Source organism: Phytobacter sp. V69 (assembly GCF_965644215.1).
Taxonomy (GTDB): domain Bacteria; phylum Pseudomonadota; class Gammaproteobacteria; order Enterobacterales; family Enterobacteriaceae; genus Phytobacter.
In genome coordinates this window covers 1-17,548 of the sequence record NZ_CBFFRL010000099.1, presented here as the reverse complement: position 1 = coordinate 17,548, position 17,548 = coordinate 1, and the positions used below count along the sequence as shown (strand labels likewise).

14 protein-coding genes and 2 pseudogenes are annotated in these 17,548 nt (G+C 53.0%); 7 read left to right on the top strand and 9 right to left on the bottom strand.

The genetic code is table 11. The annotated features are described in order from the left end of the window. Window positions 1-150, top strand: a pseudogene (locus ACSZPU_RS14880) (IS6 family transposase); the annotation flags it as partial. A gap of 132 nt (window positions 151-282) precedes the next feature. Here ACSZPU_RS14880 and ACSZPU_RS14875 read toward each other — a convergent pair. Then, window positions 283-1,074, bottom strand: a complete 792-nt coding sequence (locus ACSZPU_RS14875; protein ID WP_499000167.1) for a GntR family transcriptional regulator — start codon at window positions 1,072-1,074, stop codon at window positions 283-285. Between the two features lie 221 nt (window positions 1,075-1,295). Here ACSZPU_RS14875 and ACSZPU_RS14870 point away from each other — a divergent pair, with 221 nt between their 5' ends. From ACSZPU_RS14870 to ACSZPU_RS14860, 3 genes are all read left to right on the top strand, one after another. After that, on the top strand, window positions 1,296-2,918 hold the full coding sequence (locus tag ACSZPU_RS14870) for an alpha-glucoside-specific PTS transporter subunit IIBC (RefSeq protein ID WP_499000165.1): 1,623 nt from the start codon (window positions 1,296-1,298) through the stop codon (window positions 2,916-2,918). Continuing rightward, window positions 2,915-4,237, top strand: coding sequence for a 6-phospho-alpha-glucosidase (locus ACSZPU_RS14865; RefSeq protein WP_499000163.1), 1,323 nt, complete (start codon window positions 2,915-2,917; stop codon window positions 4,235-4,237). The genes ACSZPU_RS14870 and ACSZPU_RS14865 overlap by 4 nt, the downstream gene beginning before the upstream one ends. Before the next feature lie 411 nt (window positions 4,238-4,648). Then, entirely contained in the window at window positions 4,649-5,872 is a 1,224-nt protein-coding gene (locus ACSZPU_RS14860) for an IS91 family transposase (RefSeq protein ID WP_499000160.1), read from the top strand. A gap of 210 nt (window positions 5,873-6,082) precedes the next feature. Here the strand turns inward: ACSZPU_RS14860 and ACSZPU_RS14855 are convergent, their stop codons facing one another. The 7 genes and pseudogenes from ACSZPU_RS14855 to ACSZPU_RS14825 all read right to left on the bottom strand — a co-directional run bounded on the left by ACSZPU_RS14855 (window position 6,083) and on the right by ACSZPU_RS14825 (window position 13,873). Then, window positions 6,083-7,435, bottom strand: a complete 1,353-nt coding sequence (locus tag ACSZPU_RS14855) for an MATE family efflux transporter (RefSeq protein ID WP_499000158.1) — start codon at window positions 7,433-7,435, stop codon at window positions 6,083-6,085. Continuing rightward, the gene (locus tag ACSZPU_RS14850; RefSeq protein WP_499000156.1) at window positions 7,435-8,205 is read right to left on the bottom strand and encodes an ABC transporter ATP-binding protein; all 771 of its coding nucleotides are present in this window, start codon (window positions 8,203-8,205) and stop codon (window positions 7,435-7,437) included. The genes ACSZPU_RS14855 and ACSZPU_RS14850 overlap by 1 nt, the downstream gene beginning before the upstream one ends. A gap of 28 nt (window positions 8,206-8,233) precedes the next feature. Continuing rightward, window positions 8,234-9,061: an ABC transporter ATP-binding protein gene (locus ACSZPU_RS14845; RefSeq protein WP_499000153.1), complete on the bottom strand. Its 828-nt coding sequence runs from the start codon at window positions 9,059-9,061 to the stop codon at window positions 8,234-8,236. Beyond that, the gene (opp1C, locus tag ACSZPU_RS14840) at window positions 9,061-9,888 is read right to left on the bottom strand and encodes a nickel/cobalt ABC transporter permease (RefSeq protein WP_499000152.1); all 828 of its coding nucleotides are present in this window, start codon (window positions 9,886-9,888) and stop codon (window positions 9,061-9,063) included. Before opp1C ends, ACSZPU_RS14845 begins: the two co-directional genes overlap by 1 nt. A gap of 1 nt (window position 9,889) precedes the next feature. Further along, a complete protein-coding gene (gene opp1B, locus ACSZPU_RS14835; protein ID WP_499000149.1) occupies window positions 9,890-10,822 on the bottom strand; it encodes a nickel/cobalt ABC transporter permease in 933 nt (310 codons plus the stop codon). Between the two features lie 177 nt (window positions 10,823-10,999). After that, a complete protein-coding gene (nikA, locus tag ACSZPU_RS14830) occupies window positions 11,000-12,637 on the bottom strand; it encodes a nickel ABC transporter substrate-binding protein (RefSeq protein ID WP_499000148.1) in 1,638 nt (545 codons plus the stop codon). A 258-nt stretch (window positions 12,638-12,895) separates the two neighbouring features. Further along, window positions 12,896-13,873 (bottom strand): annotated as a pseudogene (locus ACSZPU_RS14825) (IS5 family transposase). Between the two features lie 102 nt (window positions 13,874-13,975). On the opposite strand from ACSZPU_RS14825, the gene ACSZPU_RS14820 reads away from it, so the two are divergent. Beyond that, window positions 13,976-14,098 (top strand): hypothetical protein, encoded by a 123-nt coding sequence (locus ACSZPU_RS14820; RefSeq protein ID WP_499000146.1) that lies wholly within the window; start codon window positions 13,976-13,978, stop codon window positions 14,096-14,098. Further along, a complete protein-coding gene (locus tag ACSZPU_RS14815; protein ID WP_499000143.1) occupies window positions 14,070-15,005 on the top strand; it encodes an Rpn family recombination-promoting nuclease/putative transposase in 936 nt (311 codons plus the stop codon). The genes ACSZPU_RS14820 and ACSZPU_RS14815 overlap by 29 nt, the downstream gene beginning before the upstream one ends. 1 nt (window position 15,006) lies before the next feature. Here ACSZPU_RS14815 and ACSZPU_RS14810 read toward each other — a convergent pair whose 3' ends face one another. Further along, window positions 15,007-15,612: a DUF2913 family protein gene (locus ACSZPU_RS14810; RefSeq protein ID WP_499000140.1), complete on the bottom strand. Its 606-nt coding sequence runs from the start codon at window positions 15,610-15,612 to the stop codon at window positions 15,007-15,009. 905 nt (window positions 15,613-16,517) lie between these two features. Between ACSZPU_RS14810 and ACSZPU_RS14805 the strand changes: the two genes are divergently transcribed. Further along, window positions 16,518-17,495, top strand: a complete 978-nt coding sequence (locus tag ACSZPU_RS14805; protein ID WP_499000138.1) for an IS110 family RNA-guided transposase — start codon at window positions 16,518-16,520, stop codon at window positions 17,493-17,495. Window positions 17,496-17,548: the final 53 nt, after the last annotated feature.

The following is a 17,548-nucleotide window of genomic DNA, read 5'->3' as shown; positions in this document are numbered from 1 at the left end:
AAGCTGATGACGGGATTCAAATCTTTTCGACGGGGGCAGGCTATTCTGGCGGGGATCGAAATCATACACATGTTACGCAAAGGACAGCTTCAACATCCGCACGGGGGCGGATTGTCCCCGGCAGAGCAGTTTTACCTTCTGGTTGCATAAAAAATTAACAGACCCGTTTTCCGGCAACCTGCCGCAGTTAATGCGACAGAGCCTTCAAAAATAGACTAATTCGTAATGCCGGAAATTTCGGCGGTTCCGGCACTGAACCCCTCAGTGGAACGAAATCTCACGTTAAGTAATATTTTCTTCCTCTGAAGCCTCTTTTAATCGCCGCAGCTGCTGGCGGTGCTGATCAGGAGGATGAGTTAGTAAATCTCCCGGGTGGATGCGACGCAAATGGTAGTCCACCTGGTAATCACTAGTGTTACGGAACATAACGGAATAATTGAGAAATTCGCCGCTGTAGCTGTAGGAAAGGGACGTAATGCGCAGCAGCGGCGTCTGTACCGGTACGTTCAGGTATCCTGCCAGCGATTTATCTGCCAGCACGGGCGTCAGGCTTTCATAGTTACCGCTGATGGTAATCCCGCACTCCTTCTCAATGTAATCAAACTTTGACCCTTCGAGATGTGCCAGCGAGAGGTTGCGAAACAGCTTCACGGGCATAAAGCTTTCCTCCAGCATCAGTGGTTTCCCTTCTACGCAACGCACCCTGCGCGAAAAGTAGATCCGCTCATCCACCTGAATCCGCAACTGACTGGCTATAGCAGGCGGCGCAGGCATCACCTCAAACTGCAGCACCTTGCTTTGCACCTCTTTCCCCTGCTGGCGCAGTACTTCCACCAGACCGGTCAGATTGGTGGTTTCATGGTGCACATCCTTACGTGCGACAAATGTTCCGCTACCATGTCTGCGCTCAACCAGCCCCCAGCTCACCAGCAGGGCCATCGCTTTGCGAATGGTCATTCGCGCCACGCCAAATTCCTGCGCCAGCGCTTTCTCTCCGGGGAGCGGGCTACCGATGTTGTAGTCCGACGAATTCAGCCGCAGCCGCAACCTGTCAGCAATAGATTTGTAGATCATCAGTAGACCTTTTTACCTTTATCAGGGCGTGGTTTTCGTCTTAACATGTCCATATTTATAGACAAAATTAGACCTTATCGACCTCATTAAAACCATGAATGCGATCACGAATCGTAGTGGCGCGCCATGTTCGCTCATCAGTAAATTCTTATGCTCACTCCAAGCCAGTAAAAAACCATAAAGGCCTCTACATCTACAGGTTGTTACGTGAGGATTTAAAAATGCTCAGTCAAATACAACGTTTTGGCGGTGCCATGTTTACCCCGGTGTTGCTGTTTCCGTTTGCCGGGATCGTGGTGGGAATCGCTATCATGCTTCGCAACCCGCTGTTTGTGGGCGAGGCCTTAACCGCCCCTGATAATCTGTTCGCACAAATCGTGCACATCATTGAAGAGGGCGGCTGGGCAGTATTTCGCAATATGCCGCTGATTTTTGCCGTCGGCTTACCCATTGGTCTGGCAAAGCAGGCGCAGGGGCGGGCCTGCCTCGCAGTGCTGATTAGCTTCCTGAGCTGGAACTATTTTATCAACGCGATGGGGATGAGCTGGGGCCATTTCTTTGGCGTAAACTTCGCCGCAGAACCCGTAGCCGGAAGCGGGCTGGCGATGATCGCCGGTATCAAAACGCTCGATACCAGTATTATCGGAGCCATTATCATTTCGGGCATCGTTACTGCTATCCACAACCGCTATTTCGACAAGCCGCTGCCAGTCTTCCTCAGTATTTTCCAGGGCTCCTCGTTGGTCGTTATTCTCGCTTTTTTCGTGATGATCCCCTGTGCCTGGCTCACGCTACTGGGGTGGCCGAAAGTGCAGATGGGTATTGAGTCCCTGCAGTCCTTCTTACGCTCTGCAGGCGCGTTGGGTGTGTGGGTCTATACCTTCCTGGAACGCATTTTGATCCCAACCGGGCTGCACCACTTTGTCTACGGCCCGTTTATCTTCGGTCCGGCAGCGGTAGAGGGTGGTATTCAGGTTTACTGGGCGCAGCATTTGCAGGAATTCAGCCAGAGCACGTTGCCACTGAAAACCCTGTTCCCGGAAGGTGGCTTTGCACTGCACGGTAACGCCAAGGTCTTTGGCTCTGTCGGGATTGCGCTGGCGTTGTGGTACACGGCATCGCCGGAAAAGCGCGTCAAAGTTGCGGGTCTGCTGATCCCGGCGACGCTCACTGCCATGCTGGTAGGCATCACTGAACCACTCGAATTTACCTTCCTTTTTATCTCGCCTTTGCTGTTTGCCATTCACGCCGTGCTTGCAGCCTCGATGGCGACTGCGATGTATATTTTTGGCGTCGTGGGAAATATGGGGGGCGGGCTGCTCGACCAGTTCCTGCCGCAAAACTGGATCCCAATGTTCCACAACCACGCCTCAATGATCTTCACCCAGATAGGCATTGGCATCTGCTTCACCGGCATCTACTTCGTGGTCTTCAAGACGCTGATTGAACGGCTGAATCTCAAAACGCCGGGCCGTGAAGAGAGTGAAATAAAACTCTACAGCAAGGCTGACTATAAGGCGGCTCGCGGGCAAAAAACATCACCGGCAGCTGCCAGTCAGCAGGTTGGGCAGGCCGCTGGCTTCCTGCAGGCGCTGGGTGGCGCCGCCAATATCGAAAGTATTAACAACTGCGCCACTCGCTTGCGCATCGCGCTGGTCGATATGACACAAACCGAAAGCGACGACGTCTTTAAAGCCCTGGGTGCACACGGTGTGGTGCGACGCGGCAACGGCATTCAGGTGATTGTCGGTCTGCATGTTCCCCTAGTGCGCGACCAGCTTGAATCGCTGATGAAAATCCCTTTAACGAACGAAAAAACCACCATGACGGAGGCTGTATCATGAAAAAATTCTCAGTTGTCATTGCAGGCGGAGGAAGCACCTTTACCCCCGGTATCGTCCTGATGTTGTTAGCTAACCGCGATCGCTTCCCGCTGCGCGCCCTGAAGTTCTATGACAACGACGGCGCGCGTCAGGAGACCATCGCCGAGGCATGCAAAATCATTCTTAAGGAACAGGCCCCAGAGATTGCCTTTAGTTACACCACCGATCCGCAAGCAGCCTTTACCGATGTGGATTTTGTGATGGCGCATATCCGTGTGGGCAAATACCCGATGCGTGAAAAAGACGAGAAAATCCCGCTGCGCCACGGCGTGCTGGGACAGGAAACCTGTGGACCAGGTGGGATTTCCTACGGTATGCGCTCCATCGGCGGCGTGCTGGAACTGGTGGATTATATGGAGCAGTACTCACCTAATGCCTGGATGCTGAACTACTCCAACCCGGCAGCCATTGTCGCGGAGGCAACCCGCCGTTTGCGCCCGAACGCTAAGGTCCTCAACATCTGCGATATGCCGATCGGCATTGAAGGGCGAATGGCGCAGATTGTCGGCCTGAAAGACCGCAAAGAGATGCGCGTGCGCTACTATGGCCTGAATCACTTCGGGTGGTGGACGTCGATTGAAGATCTCAACGGCAACGATCTGATGCCAAAACTGCGGGAATATGTGGCGAAAAACGGATATGTCCCACATTCGGAAAATGCGCATACCGAAGCCAGCTGGAACGACACCTTTGCCAAAGCGAAAGACGTGCAGGCGCTGGACCCGGATACCATGCCGAACACCTACCTGAAATATTACTTCTTCCCGGACTACGTGGTGGCGCATTCTAACCCGGAACGCACCCGCGCGAACGAGGTGATGGATCACCGCGAGAAGCACGTGTTCAGCTCCTGCCAGGCGATTATCGAAGCCGGGAAATCCTCCGCTGGTGAACTGGAAATCGACGAGCATGCGTCGTATATCGTCGATCTTGCGACCGCGATTGCTTTCAATACCCAGGAACGGATGCTGCTGATCGTACCAAACAACGGGGCAATCCATAACTTTGACGCCGACTCGATGGTAGAAATTCCGTGTCTGGTCGGCCATAACGGGCCGGAGCCGCTGACGGTGGGCGACATTCCGCACTTCCAGAAAGGGCTGATGAGCCAGCAGGTGGCGGTTGAAAAACTGGTGGTGGATGCGTGGGAGCAGCGCTCATACCAGAAACTCTGGCAGGCGATTACGCTGTCGAAAACCGTGCCGAGCGCGTCCGTCGCGAAGGCGATTCTGGATGACCTGATCGAGGCCAATAAGGACTACTGGCCAGAGTTGCATTAATCTTTCTGACCGGCATCTCCCGATGCCGATTTTTTTCCTTGTCGATTTACTTTACGCTGACCAGCCTGCAGCAGGACAAGGAATATCGATTAAAAAGACGCCATTTTCGGTATAATATCCACTGTCCATAATGCTCTGATTTATCTTGCAAAAAATCCTTAACGTGTCAAACCGTTCCATTGAGCGTCAACCCCCTATAACTCCAGACACATCGCCGGCCTTATTTTAGATTTGCCGGTAGAGTCCACGGACGGGGTGAAAATTCCGCGGGCAGAACACGAAGCACTGTCGCTGAACCAGGCCGTGCAGTGTGGTAAGCTGGTCTTTTCTTAAAATGAGCACGCCTGTGGCGTGAGCCGGCTTGCGCCGACGCCCTTTTCCTGTTCCCTGCCTCCCTGTAGACTCTGCACCATGTATATTCCCCGACCGGCAAAGCTGCTGTTCCAGCACGATGACGGCTGGAGCCGCTATCTCGACAAACACGGCGACGCCCTCAGCGACTGGACCAAACTCGCCGTCGAGCGCATGCTCGCCTGCGGCACCAGCGCCATGGGCGTGCGCCGTTATTGCTGCGCCTCACCGGACTGCACCCATTCCCGCTTTTTCTGCCAGAGCTGCAAGTCCAGGGCCTGCAGCAGCTGTGGCCTCAAAGCCACTGAGCAGTGGATCGCCGAACAGCAGCACATCCTGCCCGACTGCGACTGGCAGCACATCACGTTTACCATGCCTCACCTGATGTGGCCGTTCTTCAACAACAACTGGCCCCTGCTCAATGACCTGTTTCGCTACGCCACCCGCGCCATGCTCCGCTGGGCGCACCAACAGGGGATCGAAGTCGGCATCTTTTGCGCGCGGCACACCTACGGCCGACAGCTGAATCAGCACCCGCATATCCACGTTTCCGTTACCCGCGGCGGACTTGATGTCAAACACAGCACCTGGCGTAATTTGTTCTTTAAAAAGAAAGACGTGGAATCCATCTGGCGCAATGCCGTCGTCTATCTGCTGCGGGACAACTACGCCCGCATCAATCCCGGCGCCCTGCCGGGCCTGGGCCATATCCGTAACGAAGATCGGTGGTACCGCTACCTGCATGCACAATATCGGCGTTGCTGGAAAGTGCACTTCGCCAAAAAGACCCGCGGCGCCTGGCGCAGCGTGAAATACCTCGGCCGTTATCTGAAGCGCCCGCCGGTGGCGGCCTCACAGCTGCGCCACTACCGCGGCGGTGCCGTGGTGCATCAGTATTACGATCACCGCACGCAACAGCACAAACGGCAGAAAATCAGCCAGGAGGAGATGCTGCAGCGTTACGTCAGCCATATTCCGGCGCGGCATTTTAAAATGGTGCGCTACTATGGTTTTCTGGCCAACCGCAAGCGAGGCTCGCTGCTGCCGAAGGTCTACAATGCGCTGGAAATGACGGTACGGGAAAAACCGAAGCGGCCCGAGTTCGCAGTACTTATGAAGGGCTTCCTGGGCACCGATCCGTATCAGTGTATCCTGTGCAAAGGCCGGCTGCGTTTTGCCGGCGCTATGGCGGGTGAACACGCTACAAAAATGCTCTCTGACAGGCTGCATCGGATGGCGAAAAAACGATGGCTTCAGAGCCCAGCTCTGGATAAGTGCGCCTGAAAAATGGGTTTTGGTTTAAAAACTCAGCAAAGTTGGCATTTTTACGCGTAATCGCTCGGCACTCCCCGCCCTCTGGGAGTATGACACACTACGATCTATGGTTTGAGATCTCAAAAATGGTCAATTCAATCTCCTAACCGTCAAGCCTACCTCTTATCTGGAGACACAGTTACTGTCTGGTGTTTCAGGGAGCTACATCATTTGAATTGTTCAACAATACCGCGATGACCTCACCCACTCACACGAAGATGACAGCCACAATAACAGAAATACCGAGCGGCCCAGACTGAAGGCCAGATAAGCCATCCACAACCCATCGTTACCATACTGCGGCACCAGAAAATACCAAGCAGCCAGCCAGACCAGCAGCGCCAGCAGCATGGAGTTACGCACCGGTGCGGTATAGGTTATACCGGAGAACACCCCGTAAAAAATAATCCCGGCTGCGCCGCACACCGGAAAAAGCATCAGCCATATTATGTAGCGCAGGCACTTTTCAACTACCGCTTCTTGATGAGTAAACAACTCGATAATAAACGGATTCAACCACCACAACAACAATATCAGCACCAACGGCATCCACAGGCAGGATAACGCCGAATGGAGCAGCGTCTGCCGGTATAGCACCGTATTTCTCTCCCCCCGCGCCTTACCGCTGCACACACTGGACGCATTGGCGAATCCGTCAAACATATATGCGATCAAATAGTGGATCTGAAACAGCACCGCGTTGGCCGCCAGCGTATCAGTTCCCAGTGCGGCGCTGATGGAAATAAAATGGTTAGTGACAATCAGCAGGCAAATCGTCCGCACCATAAGATCGCCGTTCACCATCATGATACTCTTCATCTCGCGCGTGGAGAACAGTATTCGAAACACCATCGCCTGGCGGAGGTCCGGACTCCATTCGTGCCGGATCAGCTGATATCCGAGTAGGCTGCCGATCGCCTGCGCAATAAGTGTTGCCCAAGCGAGTCCCGGCACGCCCCATTCCATTACCCGGATAAACAGCAGTGCCAGCGCCATGTTCATTACGTTAATTGAAATCTGATTTACTAACACTGCGCGGGTTCTTAGTCGCCCCATCAGCCAGCCAAGACAGACGTAATTTACCAGCGTAAAGGGGGCGCCCCAAATCAGAATAAAGAAATACTGTGCGGCATAGCGTTCAACGTCTGCGCTGGGGTTTAGCAAAAGCATGGCCGATGCAAATAACGGCTTTTGCAAGACTACAAACGTCATGCCTATAAACAGAGAGATGACCAGTGGGCGCAGCAGTGCGCTTGTGAGCAAAAAACTATCGTCCAGCGCTTGAGCTGTATGGCCGGTGGTGCTGACGCGCAAAAAACCAAACAGCCAATATAGTGTGTTGAAAATCACCGCGCCCACGGCTACGCCGCCAATAAATGCCGAATCGGGAAAATATCCCACCAACGCGGTATCCACTGCTCCCAGCAGGGGGGTGGTTATCGTGGAGACGAAAAAAGGCAGCACCAACGCCAGATAGCTGCGATAACTCACCTGCGACGACAGGTGCGCTTTCCGTTTTTTCCCATTTTTCATTAAAAGTCCATGACGGCCTGCAACAAATTTTGCGCATAAGGATGTTGCACCTGCCCTAAAGTGGCAATGTCATCGACCCGTTCAATAATCTTGCCATGCTGAAGAAATATCACCCGCTGACAGAGATAGGCGACGGCGGTCAGGTCATGGCTGATAAACAAATACGTCAGCCCTAGTTGTTGGCGCAGTACGATCAGTAAGTCCAGTATCTGCACCTGAACCGAAACATCCAGCGCACTGACTGCTTCATCCAGCACAATAAACTGCGGCTGACAAGCTATCGCCCGCGCGATACAGACGCGCTGCATCTGCCCGCCGCTGAGCTGATGCGGTAAACTCCCGCAAAAATCCCCCGTCAGCCCAACCAGTTCCAGTAGCACAGTAACCTGTCGCCGTATTTCGTCGGATCGGCGAATGCCCTGTATCCGCAACGGTTCCGCCACGATATTCAGGACCGTCATAAACGGGTTGGCCGATGAGGTATAGTCTTGGAACACAGCGCTGATGCGCACGCTCTTCCGACGTGGTCGCTGCCAGAAACGACGCGGCGTGTACAGTGGCTGACTGGCCAGCGTTACAATTCCACTTTTTGGAGCTTCTAGCCCCAGCAGAATACGCCCAAGGGTGCTTTTACCGCTGCCGCTTTCGCCGATAATCCCCATACATTCGCCGGTCTGTATATTAAACGACACGCCATTCAGCACCGGCTGCCACTTGCCACCATCCTGACGGCGATAGCCGTGATGAACATCGCAGACTTCAACCAACATGCTCACTTTCATACTCCCAATGATTCGTTTACTTGTTATCCGATAACGTCGCCGCGTGTACCACAGTTCGATAGCGTTGCTGAAGTGCCTGACGCGACGCCACTAGATAGCTAGTATGCGGATGCTGAGGCTGGCGTAAAACCTGCTGAACATCTCCCTGCTCCACCACCTGCCCTTGATGCATCACCATTACCTGATCGGCAATGCGGTTAACTACGCCAAAATCGTGCGAAATAAAAATCATCGTGGTGCCCAGCTGTTCCCGGATAGTATTAAATTCCTGCATTATTTCGTACTGCGTCACGGAATCAAGGGCAGTAGTCGGTTCATCGGCAATCAGCAGGCGGGGTTCCAGCGCCAGCGCAATGGCGATCATCACCCTCTGCAACATCCCTCCACTGAGCTGACAGGGATATTTCTCAAACAAAAGCGCGACTTCGCGCAGCCGCACCCGGCGCATGCTCTCCAGCGCGAGTTCGCGGGCGTCAGGTCTATTCATAACCAGATGTTCGCGGAAAGTTTCGACCATCTGACTGCCGATTGACTGTAGGGGGTCAAACGCGTTCATTGGATGCTGCAGGATCATCCCGATTGTTTTCCCCCGAAAACGACGCATGCTGTTCGATTCCAGCGCCAGAAGATTGACACCATCCAGCCACGCCTGTCCCGACCGAATAAACTGCGCATCCAGCAGCCCTATCAGTGCGCGACAGGTCATGCTTTTGCCGCACCCGCTTTCACCGACAATCCCCAGGCAAGCGTGCCGCGGCAACGAAAAATGAATATCATGCAACAGCAAACGCCCGCCTGAAACCAATCCCACCTGCAGGTTTTCCACCTTCAACAAATCGCCCATCAGTGAATCTCCCTCGGATCCAGCGCATCACGCAAGCAATCCCCCAGCAAATTGAACACCGCCACCACGATCAGAATGGCTAAGCCCGGCACCAGCATTTGAGTCGGATGGCTCATCATCACTTTTTGTGCTTCGCTGAGCATCGTGCCCCACTCTGCCGTTGGCGCCTGCACACCCAAGCCGAGGAAAGACAGCGCGGAGATATTCAGAATCACCCAACCGGTGTCGAGCGTAGCCAACACTGTGATTTCCGACAATGTATTCGGCAGCAAATGGCGCCGCAGAATAAACCACAGCGATGTTCCGCTGGCCCGTGAAAACAGAATATAATTCTTATGGCAATGCCTGATTACAACTCCGCGGATCATCCGGGTATACCAAGCCCATTTGACCAAAATATTAGCTAGGATCACATTAATGATACCGACGCCCAGCACCCCGACGATCCCCAGAATCATCACTTGGCTGGGAAATGACAGCATTATATCGCAGCAGCGCATCATGGTCTCATCCATCCGACCGCGGAAATACCCGGAAAAAAATCCGAAAACACAACCAATTGTGATAGTGACAACCATCGTGAACAAAGACAGAAAGAGCGTTGTACGTACTCCAAACATCAGCCGCGATAACACGCAACGTCCCATATGATCGGATCCAAGTGGAAAACGAACGCTGAAATCTGCATATTTACGTGCGATATTAACTTTATTGGGATCGTTGGGCACCAGCCACGGAGCGAAAATCCCGATCGCCACAATCGTAAAAATAACCAAAAGACAAGACAGCGCGACTTTATCGCGCAGAAGCTTGTGTAAAAATGTCATATTATCCTTCGTGTCTCAAAGTTGGATCCATCCATCGCTGAATAATATCTACCAGCAGATTACAGATAACAAACAGCACGCCCATCATCAGGATATAAGCCTGAATAACCGGATAATCACGATTAAAAATAGCCGAGATACAGAGCCGCCCCACGCCGGGCCAAGCAAAAATATTTTCGATAATTACCGTACCCGCCAGCAATTGTGGAATACTCATGCCCAGCGCGGTAATGCTGCTATGCAGCGAATTTTTCAGCACGTGGCGCAGAATAATGCTTTTTTCCTTCAGCCCACGGACGCGAGCGTAATATACATAATACTGCTGGATATTTTCGATCATATTATTTCTGATCAAGCGGATATAGATAGCCACATAAACCATCGACAACGTCACGGCCGGTAGAATTATATACTCGAATGTCCCGCTGCCGCTTGTGGGCAACAAATCCCATGCGATCGCAAACCACCAGATTAACAGCAGTCCGAGCCAGTAGCTGGGCATCGCCGTGCCAAGGAATACCAGTGTGCGGATCAGTCTGTCGAAAAGGCTGTCCTTATACACCGCGCTCAGAACCCCGAGCGGAATACTAAAACATAAGATAATTACCAGAGCCATCGCTGCCAGCTTGATCGTGGAGGGCAGGCTACGGGCGATCTCATCCCATACTAAACGATTGTTAATGTAGGAATAGCCAAAGTTGAGCTGCACAGCGTCGAACAACCACATGAAGTATCGGATCATAAAGGGTTTGTCAAGGCCGAGTTGCCGCCGCATTTCCACAATCGATTCCGCAGTTGGAATAATTTCATTCACCCGCAGAGCGACTTCTGCCGGATCGGCGGGTACCAGATTCAGCAACACAAAAGAAAGGAAAGAGATCCCTAGTAGGGTAGGGAATGTCAGCAGTAAACGACGATAAATATACTTTTTCACACGATACCTGTGATTTCGTTTATCCCATACTGAGGATGCGGATAAATCCTGCGGTAAGGAGAAAAAAAACCGGATATCCCATACCGATGAATGATATCCGCCATCTAGCCCCACAGCGGCAATACCTATTAGATGATATTCCCCGCCGCAAGCGGCGGGGAATATCCCCTCAGAGATTCAATTACGATACATTCGGTCAAACGGGATCTCAAACTGTGACGGATTGAAGCCTACGCCTTTTAGATCGTTAACATACACCGTTCGATTCCGCTCATAAGTCAGAGGAATATAGACCGCTTCGTCATGCAGCGTAGTGAGCACATAGCGGTACAACGCATGGCGTTCCTCTTCATCAGTAGTGAGCAGCGCACGTGTGATGCTGTCATCTATCTGTTTTTTCTGCACCAGCCCCTGTTGCGCCGCATAGTCTCCGTACACTGGCATTTTCATCCCTGACAGGAAAGACTGCGGATCATAAGGTGTTCCCCAAGAAATATTGAACACAATGTCGAAATTACCCGCTTTCTGCCGATCGCGGTAAGCTTGTTCTTCTTCGCCATATAGTTTGAGCTCAATACCTAGCTCGGTGAATTCATTTTGCAGGTATTCGGCGATCACTTTCTGCGAGGCGGTATTACTATCGTAGTAGATGCCAATGGATAACGGCTTACCATCCTTCTGACGCCAAGGTTGTCCATCTTTCTGCAGCCATCCCGCCGCATCCAGCAGCTTTTTTGCCTGAGCCGTATCCCAAACGTACGGTTTCAGATTTATATTGCTGTACGGAACGTTTTTCGCCAACAGCGTATCCGCAGGTACTTCACTGCCATTAAAAATACCTTCCGATATATCAACTTTATTCACCGCATGCTGTAGCGCCTGTCGCACGCGGACATCTTTCAGGTTTTCTGACTGGGTATTGATCAACAACATCCGGGTAGATATCGGTTCGGATAACTGCGTGATAAATTTTTTATCTTTGCTAAGCAGGGCGAACGAGTCGGCATCAATCATGTTTTTACCGTAGATCAGCTCGATTTCACCCTTTTGCAGGGCCAGCAGCCGCGTCTGATTATCAGGAATGACTTTCATCACCACTTTTTCCAGTTGGGGTTTTTCTCCCCAATAATGAGGATTCTGCGTAAACACTGCATATTCATCGGTTTTATGCTCGCTCAGCACATATGGACCGGTGCCGATATAGGCTTTTACTCCTTGCTTTGTGCCACCGTCGATCATCGCCGCCGGTGAAATAAATCGCATTGGACGGGTGACAGCCAGTTCAATCAGGAACGGATAATAAGATTCTTTCAGGGTAAAGCGCAGGTGGGTATCGTCTAGGGCTTCAACTTTGTCGATGATACGTACCAGCTCGAGCCAAGCGTGACGCTCGCGGTTAGCCAGCACAGCATCAAAGTTCTGTTTTGCTACATGAGCATCGAATTTCAGGCCATCGCTGAATTTCACATCGGGGCGCAGTGTGAAAGTATACACCTTGCCGTCGTAGGAAGACTCCCATTTTTCGGCCAGCCAAGGCTCGATTCCCTGCGCGGTAACCTTAACCAGCGATTCATATAGCATATTCTGCGCCCAAATTTCGCCGGAATAAATATGTGGATTAAGATCCCGGGTATCGCGAAAGTTGGCGAAGGTCAGCGTATTAGAGTCCTGGGCCGACGAGGGTAGAGCCAGCAGGAAAGATAGGCAGAGTAATCCTGCGGCGATGAATCGGCAAACGTTTGTTTTTCTCCGAAGTTGAATATTCGTTGAGTCAAAGGACTGTATTAAACACTTCTGATTTATATAGGCAGACATATTGATAATCCATTCAAGGAGTTGTACCAAATATCGGAAATGTGATGAAAAATATATTTTATCTCATATAAAATATGAGAATGATACTCATTATCATATTTTTGATTCAAAGCAAAGAAATAACGCATTATCCGATTGTAACGCTCGATGGTTAGGAATCTGGAAAGTTGTTTTAAAAATTTCCTGACCATGAACATCGGTGTGGCTTTGTTGAATAAATCAGATTCCGGGCGAGCGTCCCTGTAGCTGGTCGCATATTCAGGCAATACGCACGCTTTCTGGCATACCTGCTTTCGTCATTTTGTTCAGTGCACGTACCATGGCCAAAGCCTCTGCGACCTGACCATCGTAGTCGCGCAGTGTCAGTGAACCTCCGAACAGCTGTTTTACCCGATACATGGCCGTTTCCGCTATCGAGCGACGGTTATAGTCCGTTGTCCATTTCCACCGCGCATTGCTACCGCTCAACCGCTGATTCGCTACCGCACGGTTACGGTCTGCGTACTCACCCGACCAGTAGCCCGCGCCCTTTCGTGGAGGGATGAGGGCGCTGATTTTTTTACGGCGCAGTTCATCGTGACATAACCGTGTGTCATAAGCGCCATCCGCCGCCGCTGAACTGATTTTCCTGTGGGTCTGCCGGATGAGGCCGGGGAAAGCCTCTGCATCCGTAACGTTGTTCAGCGACAGGTCAGCACAGATGATTTCATGCGTGTTCGCATCAACGGCCAGATGCAGTTTCCGCCAGATACGGCGGCGTTCTTTGCCGTGTTTTTTGACTTTCCATTCGCCTTCACCGAAGACCTTCAGACCGGTGGAATCAATCACCAGATGCGCGATTTCACCCCGGGTGGCCGTTTTAAAACTGACATTGACCGACTTTGCCCGCCTGCTGACACTGCTGTAATCTGCTGTAATCCGGACAGAGCAGCGGAACGCCCATCAGGGTAAAAATGGAATCAATGAAGCCCTGTGTAGCTCGCAGGGTGAGCCGGAATACGCGTTTAATCACCATAACAGTCGTGATGGCAAGGTCAGAATAACGCTGAGGTCTTCCGCGTGCTGAAGGCGGGGCTGTCTCATACCACGCCTTAATCGCTTCGTCGTCCAGCCAGAAAGTCATGGAGCCACGGTTGATAAGCGCTTTGTTATAGGTGTGCCAGTTGGTGATCCTGAACTTCTGCTTTGCCATAGTATTGCCTGCGTTGTCAGAGAATGCGTGATCTGATCCTTCAACTCAGCAAAAGTTCGATTTATTCAACAAAGTCGATTTTCCTTTATAACTCCAGACACATCGCCGGCCTTATTTTAGATTTGCCGGTAGAGTCCACGGACGGGGTGAAAATTCTGCGGGCAGAACGCGAAGCACTGTCGCTGAACCAGGCCGTGCAGTGTGGTAAGCTGGTCTTTTCTGAACTGACTGAACGGGCGCATGAAAAAATCCACCCCGGTGCCGCATGACGCGGCTTTTAAGGCCTTCCTGACCCATCCCGACACCGCCCGGGACTTCATCGCCCTTCACCTCCCGGCGGAGCTTCAGGCAGTCTGTGACCTCTCTACCCTCAAGCTCGAGTCCGGCAGCTTTGTCGAGGAGAGCCTGCGGGCGTACTACAGCGATGTCCTCTGGAGCCTGAAGACCACCGCCGGGGACGGCTACATTCATGTCCTGATTGAGCACCAGTCCACACCGGATAAACACATGGCCTTCCGCCTGCTGCGCTATGCCGTGGCTGCGATGCAGCGCCATCTCGATGCGGGGCATAAAAAGCTGCCGCTGGTCATTCCCGTGCTGTTCTACACCGGCAGGCGCAGCCCGTACCCGTACTCCACCCGCTGGCTGGATGAGTTTGACGACCCGGCACTGGCCGGACAGATGTATGCAGGACCGTTCCCGCTGGTTGACGTCACCGTCATCCCGGACGACGACATCATGACCCACCGCAGCATGGCGGCGCTGACCCTGCTGCAGAAACACATTCACCGGCGCGACCTTGCCGGCCTGCTTGACCGGCTGGCCACGGTTCTGCTGACCGGACATCTGACGGGACAGCAGCTGATATCGCTGATAAACTATCTGGTACAGGCCGGCGAGACCGACGACGCCGGAGCCTTTGTTCGTCAACTGGCACAGCGGGTGCCGCAGCACGGGGACACACTGATGACAATTGCACAGCAGCTGGAACAGAAGGGCATCGAGAAGGGCATTCAGCTGGGCGAGCAGCGCGGTATCGAAAAAGGCAAACTCGAAGGCAAATTCGAGGGCAAGCTGGAAGTGGCCCGCACGATGCTGGACAACGGTCTGGACCGCGGCACGGTGATGAACATGACCGGCCTGTCGGAAGACGACCTGGCGCAGCTGCGCCACTGAGTCAGTTGTCCTGACCTTTTTCCTGCCCGGCGGTCAGCCGGTACTGCCGGGGCAGGGCCTCACCGTCCGTTTCTGCCTGCCAGCCGCAGGAACTCAGCAGCGTCACCATGCCTTCACTCCTGCCGGTGATGCGCGCCAGCAGCGGACTGACCTGCCGGCCGTCGTCATCAAAGGCCGCATCCAGATTCGTGCGCGACAGATACACCGCATTCACCGCGTCACTCAGGGGCAGGGCATAACGTCCTGACCACTCCCGGTCGCTGAGCAGCCGGTAGCGCCACTGCATCTCCTTCGCCGTTTCCAGCGCACAGGTCAGGCGGAACAGGTCATTCTGCTCCGTGAGCTCACCGGTGCAGGAGCGCCACAGGTAATCCAGCTTCCCGGGCAGCCTGGCCCGCACGCCGTGCAGGCGACCCTGCTTCAGCAGCCATTCGATATCGCGGGTCACGTCGCGGGAAAAGCGCCGCTGCTTCAGGGCAGTGGCCAGCCAGCGGATGAGAAAGAGGTTTTCCTGCGCCGGGGCGGTCACGGTGCCCTCCTGCCGGGCGATACCCAGCGCCACCAGGGCGCACCACGCCAGATGCCCGGCCTTGTCAGTCTGTGTCACTGCAAGAAAATATCCTGTGTGTTGTTCAGTAAGAGGTTGTCATAAAAATTGTAGCGGTTCAGCCCGGCCCCGGCACAGCAGAGTGGTCTGATTCTGACCGGGCGGCAACGGCACAAACCGGGCGCGCCAGCGGCGCATACTGCGCATCTGAGCGCGGTGAGGGGGGCGCAGGTATGCCCGCGGTGTTAACGCCGGCATCAGATTTCCGGGCAGAAAAAATTATCATCCGGCTATTTTATCATATGCTGATGATTTTAATCATAATTATATCGAATAAAACATTATGACGGCATCAGCAGGCCAGCTGGCCCTCCCCCGGTCCCGGTGAGTGCGGGAGTGAGCCACGCTGACGATACCTGTTTTGCCCCCGGAGCACGGGCGTTCAGCCGGGCAGATGCTGCGCCGTGACGACGGACTTCCCCTGACGCCCCTCCCTGCCCGCCGGTATCAGAATGACCAGCAGCCCATATCAGTAACCCCGTTGCCGCCCGGAGGTGAGGGACAGTCTTCCCGTGTCTGCGTCTGAAAGGCTGACGGGAAACACAGAGCCCGTCCGTTAAATGCGCCAGAGGCGCATGGGAGCGAAGCGATACGACCGCGCAGTACTGCGCGGGGTTTTTCTTTTCCGGCTCAGAAGTGAGGCTGTCACGTTATTCAGATGACCGGATGAAGGCGGGTACGGCAGTTCACCCCCCTCCCTTGTATGTAATAGGTACATGGTGGTTAGCTACTGCCATATGAAGCGAAGTGAGCCAGTCCCCCTCCCGAAGGTAATACCTTGCTTTGCAGCTTATGGCCCTTCGCTTCACCTTTCACGCCAGCAACAATCTTGAACGGTTACCAGGAGCTCGACTCTGAATGAACAAGGCGAACGGCGTGATGGTCATGTGAAAGGAGAAACTGGAATGTATCAACTCGGAATCGATGTCAGTAAAAAAACGCTGGATATTTGTCTGATGCTTGAAGGAATCCGTGGGCGATTAAAGACCAAAAGGATAAAAAACGACTTTAAAGCAGTACACACCATCATTACCTGGCTACAGCAGCATAATTGCGTGCTGAGTGATGTTCACATCATTATGGAGGCGACGGGTGTTTACCACGAAATAGTTGCCACAGGGTTGCATCTGGCAGGAGGGAAAGTCTCTCTGGCCAACCCTCACCGCACCCGTGAATTTGCCCGTGGTATGGATATTCTGACCAAAACTGACAAGGTCGATGCCTGGATGCTGGCATGCTATGGCGCTTTAAAGCAACCAGATGCATGGACCCCTCCGGCAGAAGAAATCCGCCATCTTAGTGCCCTCCTGAAGCGCAGAGACCTTCTGGTCAGTGATGCTACTCGCGAGAAAAATCGTCTGGAGAAATACCGGGCCACATATACTCCGGAAGTCATCATCGTCTCAGCAGAAAGTATCCTGACAAGGCTGAATGATGAACTGGCAGAAATTGAGCTGATGCTGAAACAGCACGTTGAAAGTCATTTATGCCTCAAAGAGGACTATGAACTTCTGACATCAATTAAATCAGTGGGTCCACAACTGGGGCTTAATATGCTTGTCATTCTACGCTCACATCACTTCAGGAACGCAGAGCAGGTAGCAGCGTTCCTGGGTGTTGCCCCTGTTGAAAAGCGATCCGGGACTTCTGTAAGAGGACGAACCCGGATGTCAAAAATTGGGCCACCCGAAATGAGGGCCAAGTTGTACCTTGCTGCACTTTGCGGCCTGAGATTCAACATAGCGATGAAATCCATGTATGAACGCCTGTGCCTGAATGGAAAGGCAAAAATGGTAGCTATAGGAGCGTTAATGAGGAAATTGATCCACTGGTGTTTCGGCGTCCTAAAATCCAGACGGGACCCTGTACACGATTCTGTGTAAATGCCTTTTCTCAGAAGTGACCGTCCAGGCGGTCACCGAACTCGATAATAAAA

Bases quoted from the DNA above. Each gene is read 5' to 3' on its own strand.
- ACSZPU_RS14875 (WP_499000167.1), bottom strand. From the start codon at position 1,074: ATGATCTACAAATCTATTGCTGACAGGTTGCGGCTGCGGCTGAATTCG.
- ACSZPU_RS14870 (WP_499000165.1), top strand. From the start codon at position 1,296: ATGCTCAGTCAAATACAACGTTTTGGCGGTGCCATGTTTACCCCGGTG.
- ACSZPU_RS14865 (WP_499000163.1), top strand. From the start codon at position 2,915: ATGAAAAAATTCTCAGTTGTCATTGCAGGCGGAGGAAGCACCTTTACC.
- ACSZPU_RS14860 (WP_499000160.1), top strand. From the start codon at position 4,649: ATGTATATTCCCCGACCGGCAAAGCTGCTGTTCCAGCACGATGACGGC.
- ACSZPU_RS14855 (WP_499000158.1), bottom strand. From the start codon at position 7,435: ATGAAAAATGGGAAAAAACGGAAAGCGCACCTGTCGTCGCAGGTGAGT.
- ACSZPU_RS14850 (WP_499000156.1), bottom strand. From the start codon at position 8,205: ATGTTGGTTGAAGTCTGCGATGTTCATCACGGCTATCGCCGTCAGGAT.
- ACSZPU_RS14845 (WP_499000153.1), bottom strand. From the start codon at position 9,061: ATGGGCGATTTGTTGAAGGTGGAAAACCTGCAGGTGGGATTGGTTTCA.
- opp1C (WP_499000152.1), bottom strand. From the start codon at position 9,888: ATGACATTTTTACACAAGCTTCTGCGCGATAAAGTCGCGCTGTCTTGT.
- nikA (WP_499000148.1), bottom strand. From the start codon at position 12,637: ATGTCTGCCTATATAAATCAGAAGTGTTTAATACAGTCCTTTGACTCA.
- ACSZPU_RS14815 (WP_499000143.1), top strand. From the start codon at position 14,070: ATGAAAAAATCCACCCCGGTGCCGCATGACGCGGCTTTTAAGGCCTTC.
- ACSZPU_RS14805 (WP_499000138.1), top strand. From the start codon at position 16,518: ATGTATCAACTCGGAATCGATGTCAGTAAAAAAACGCTGGATATTTGT.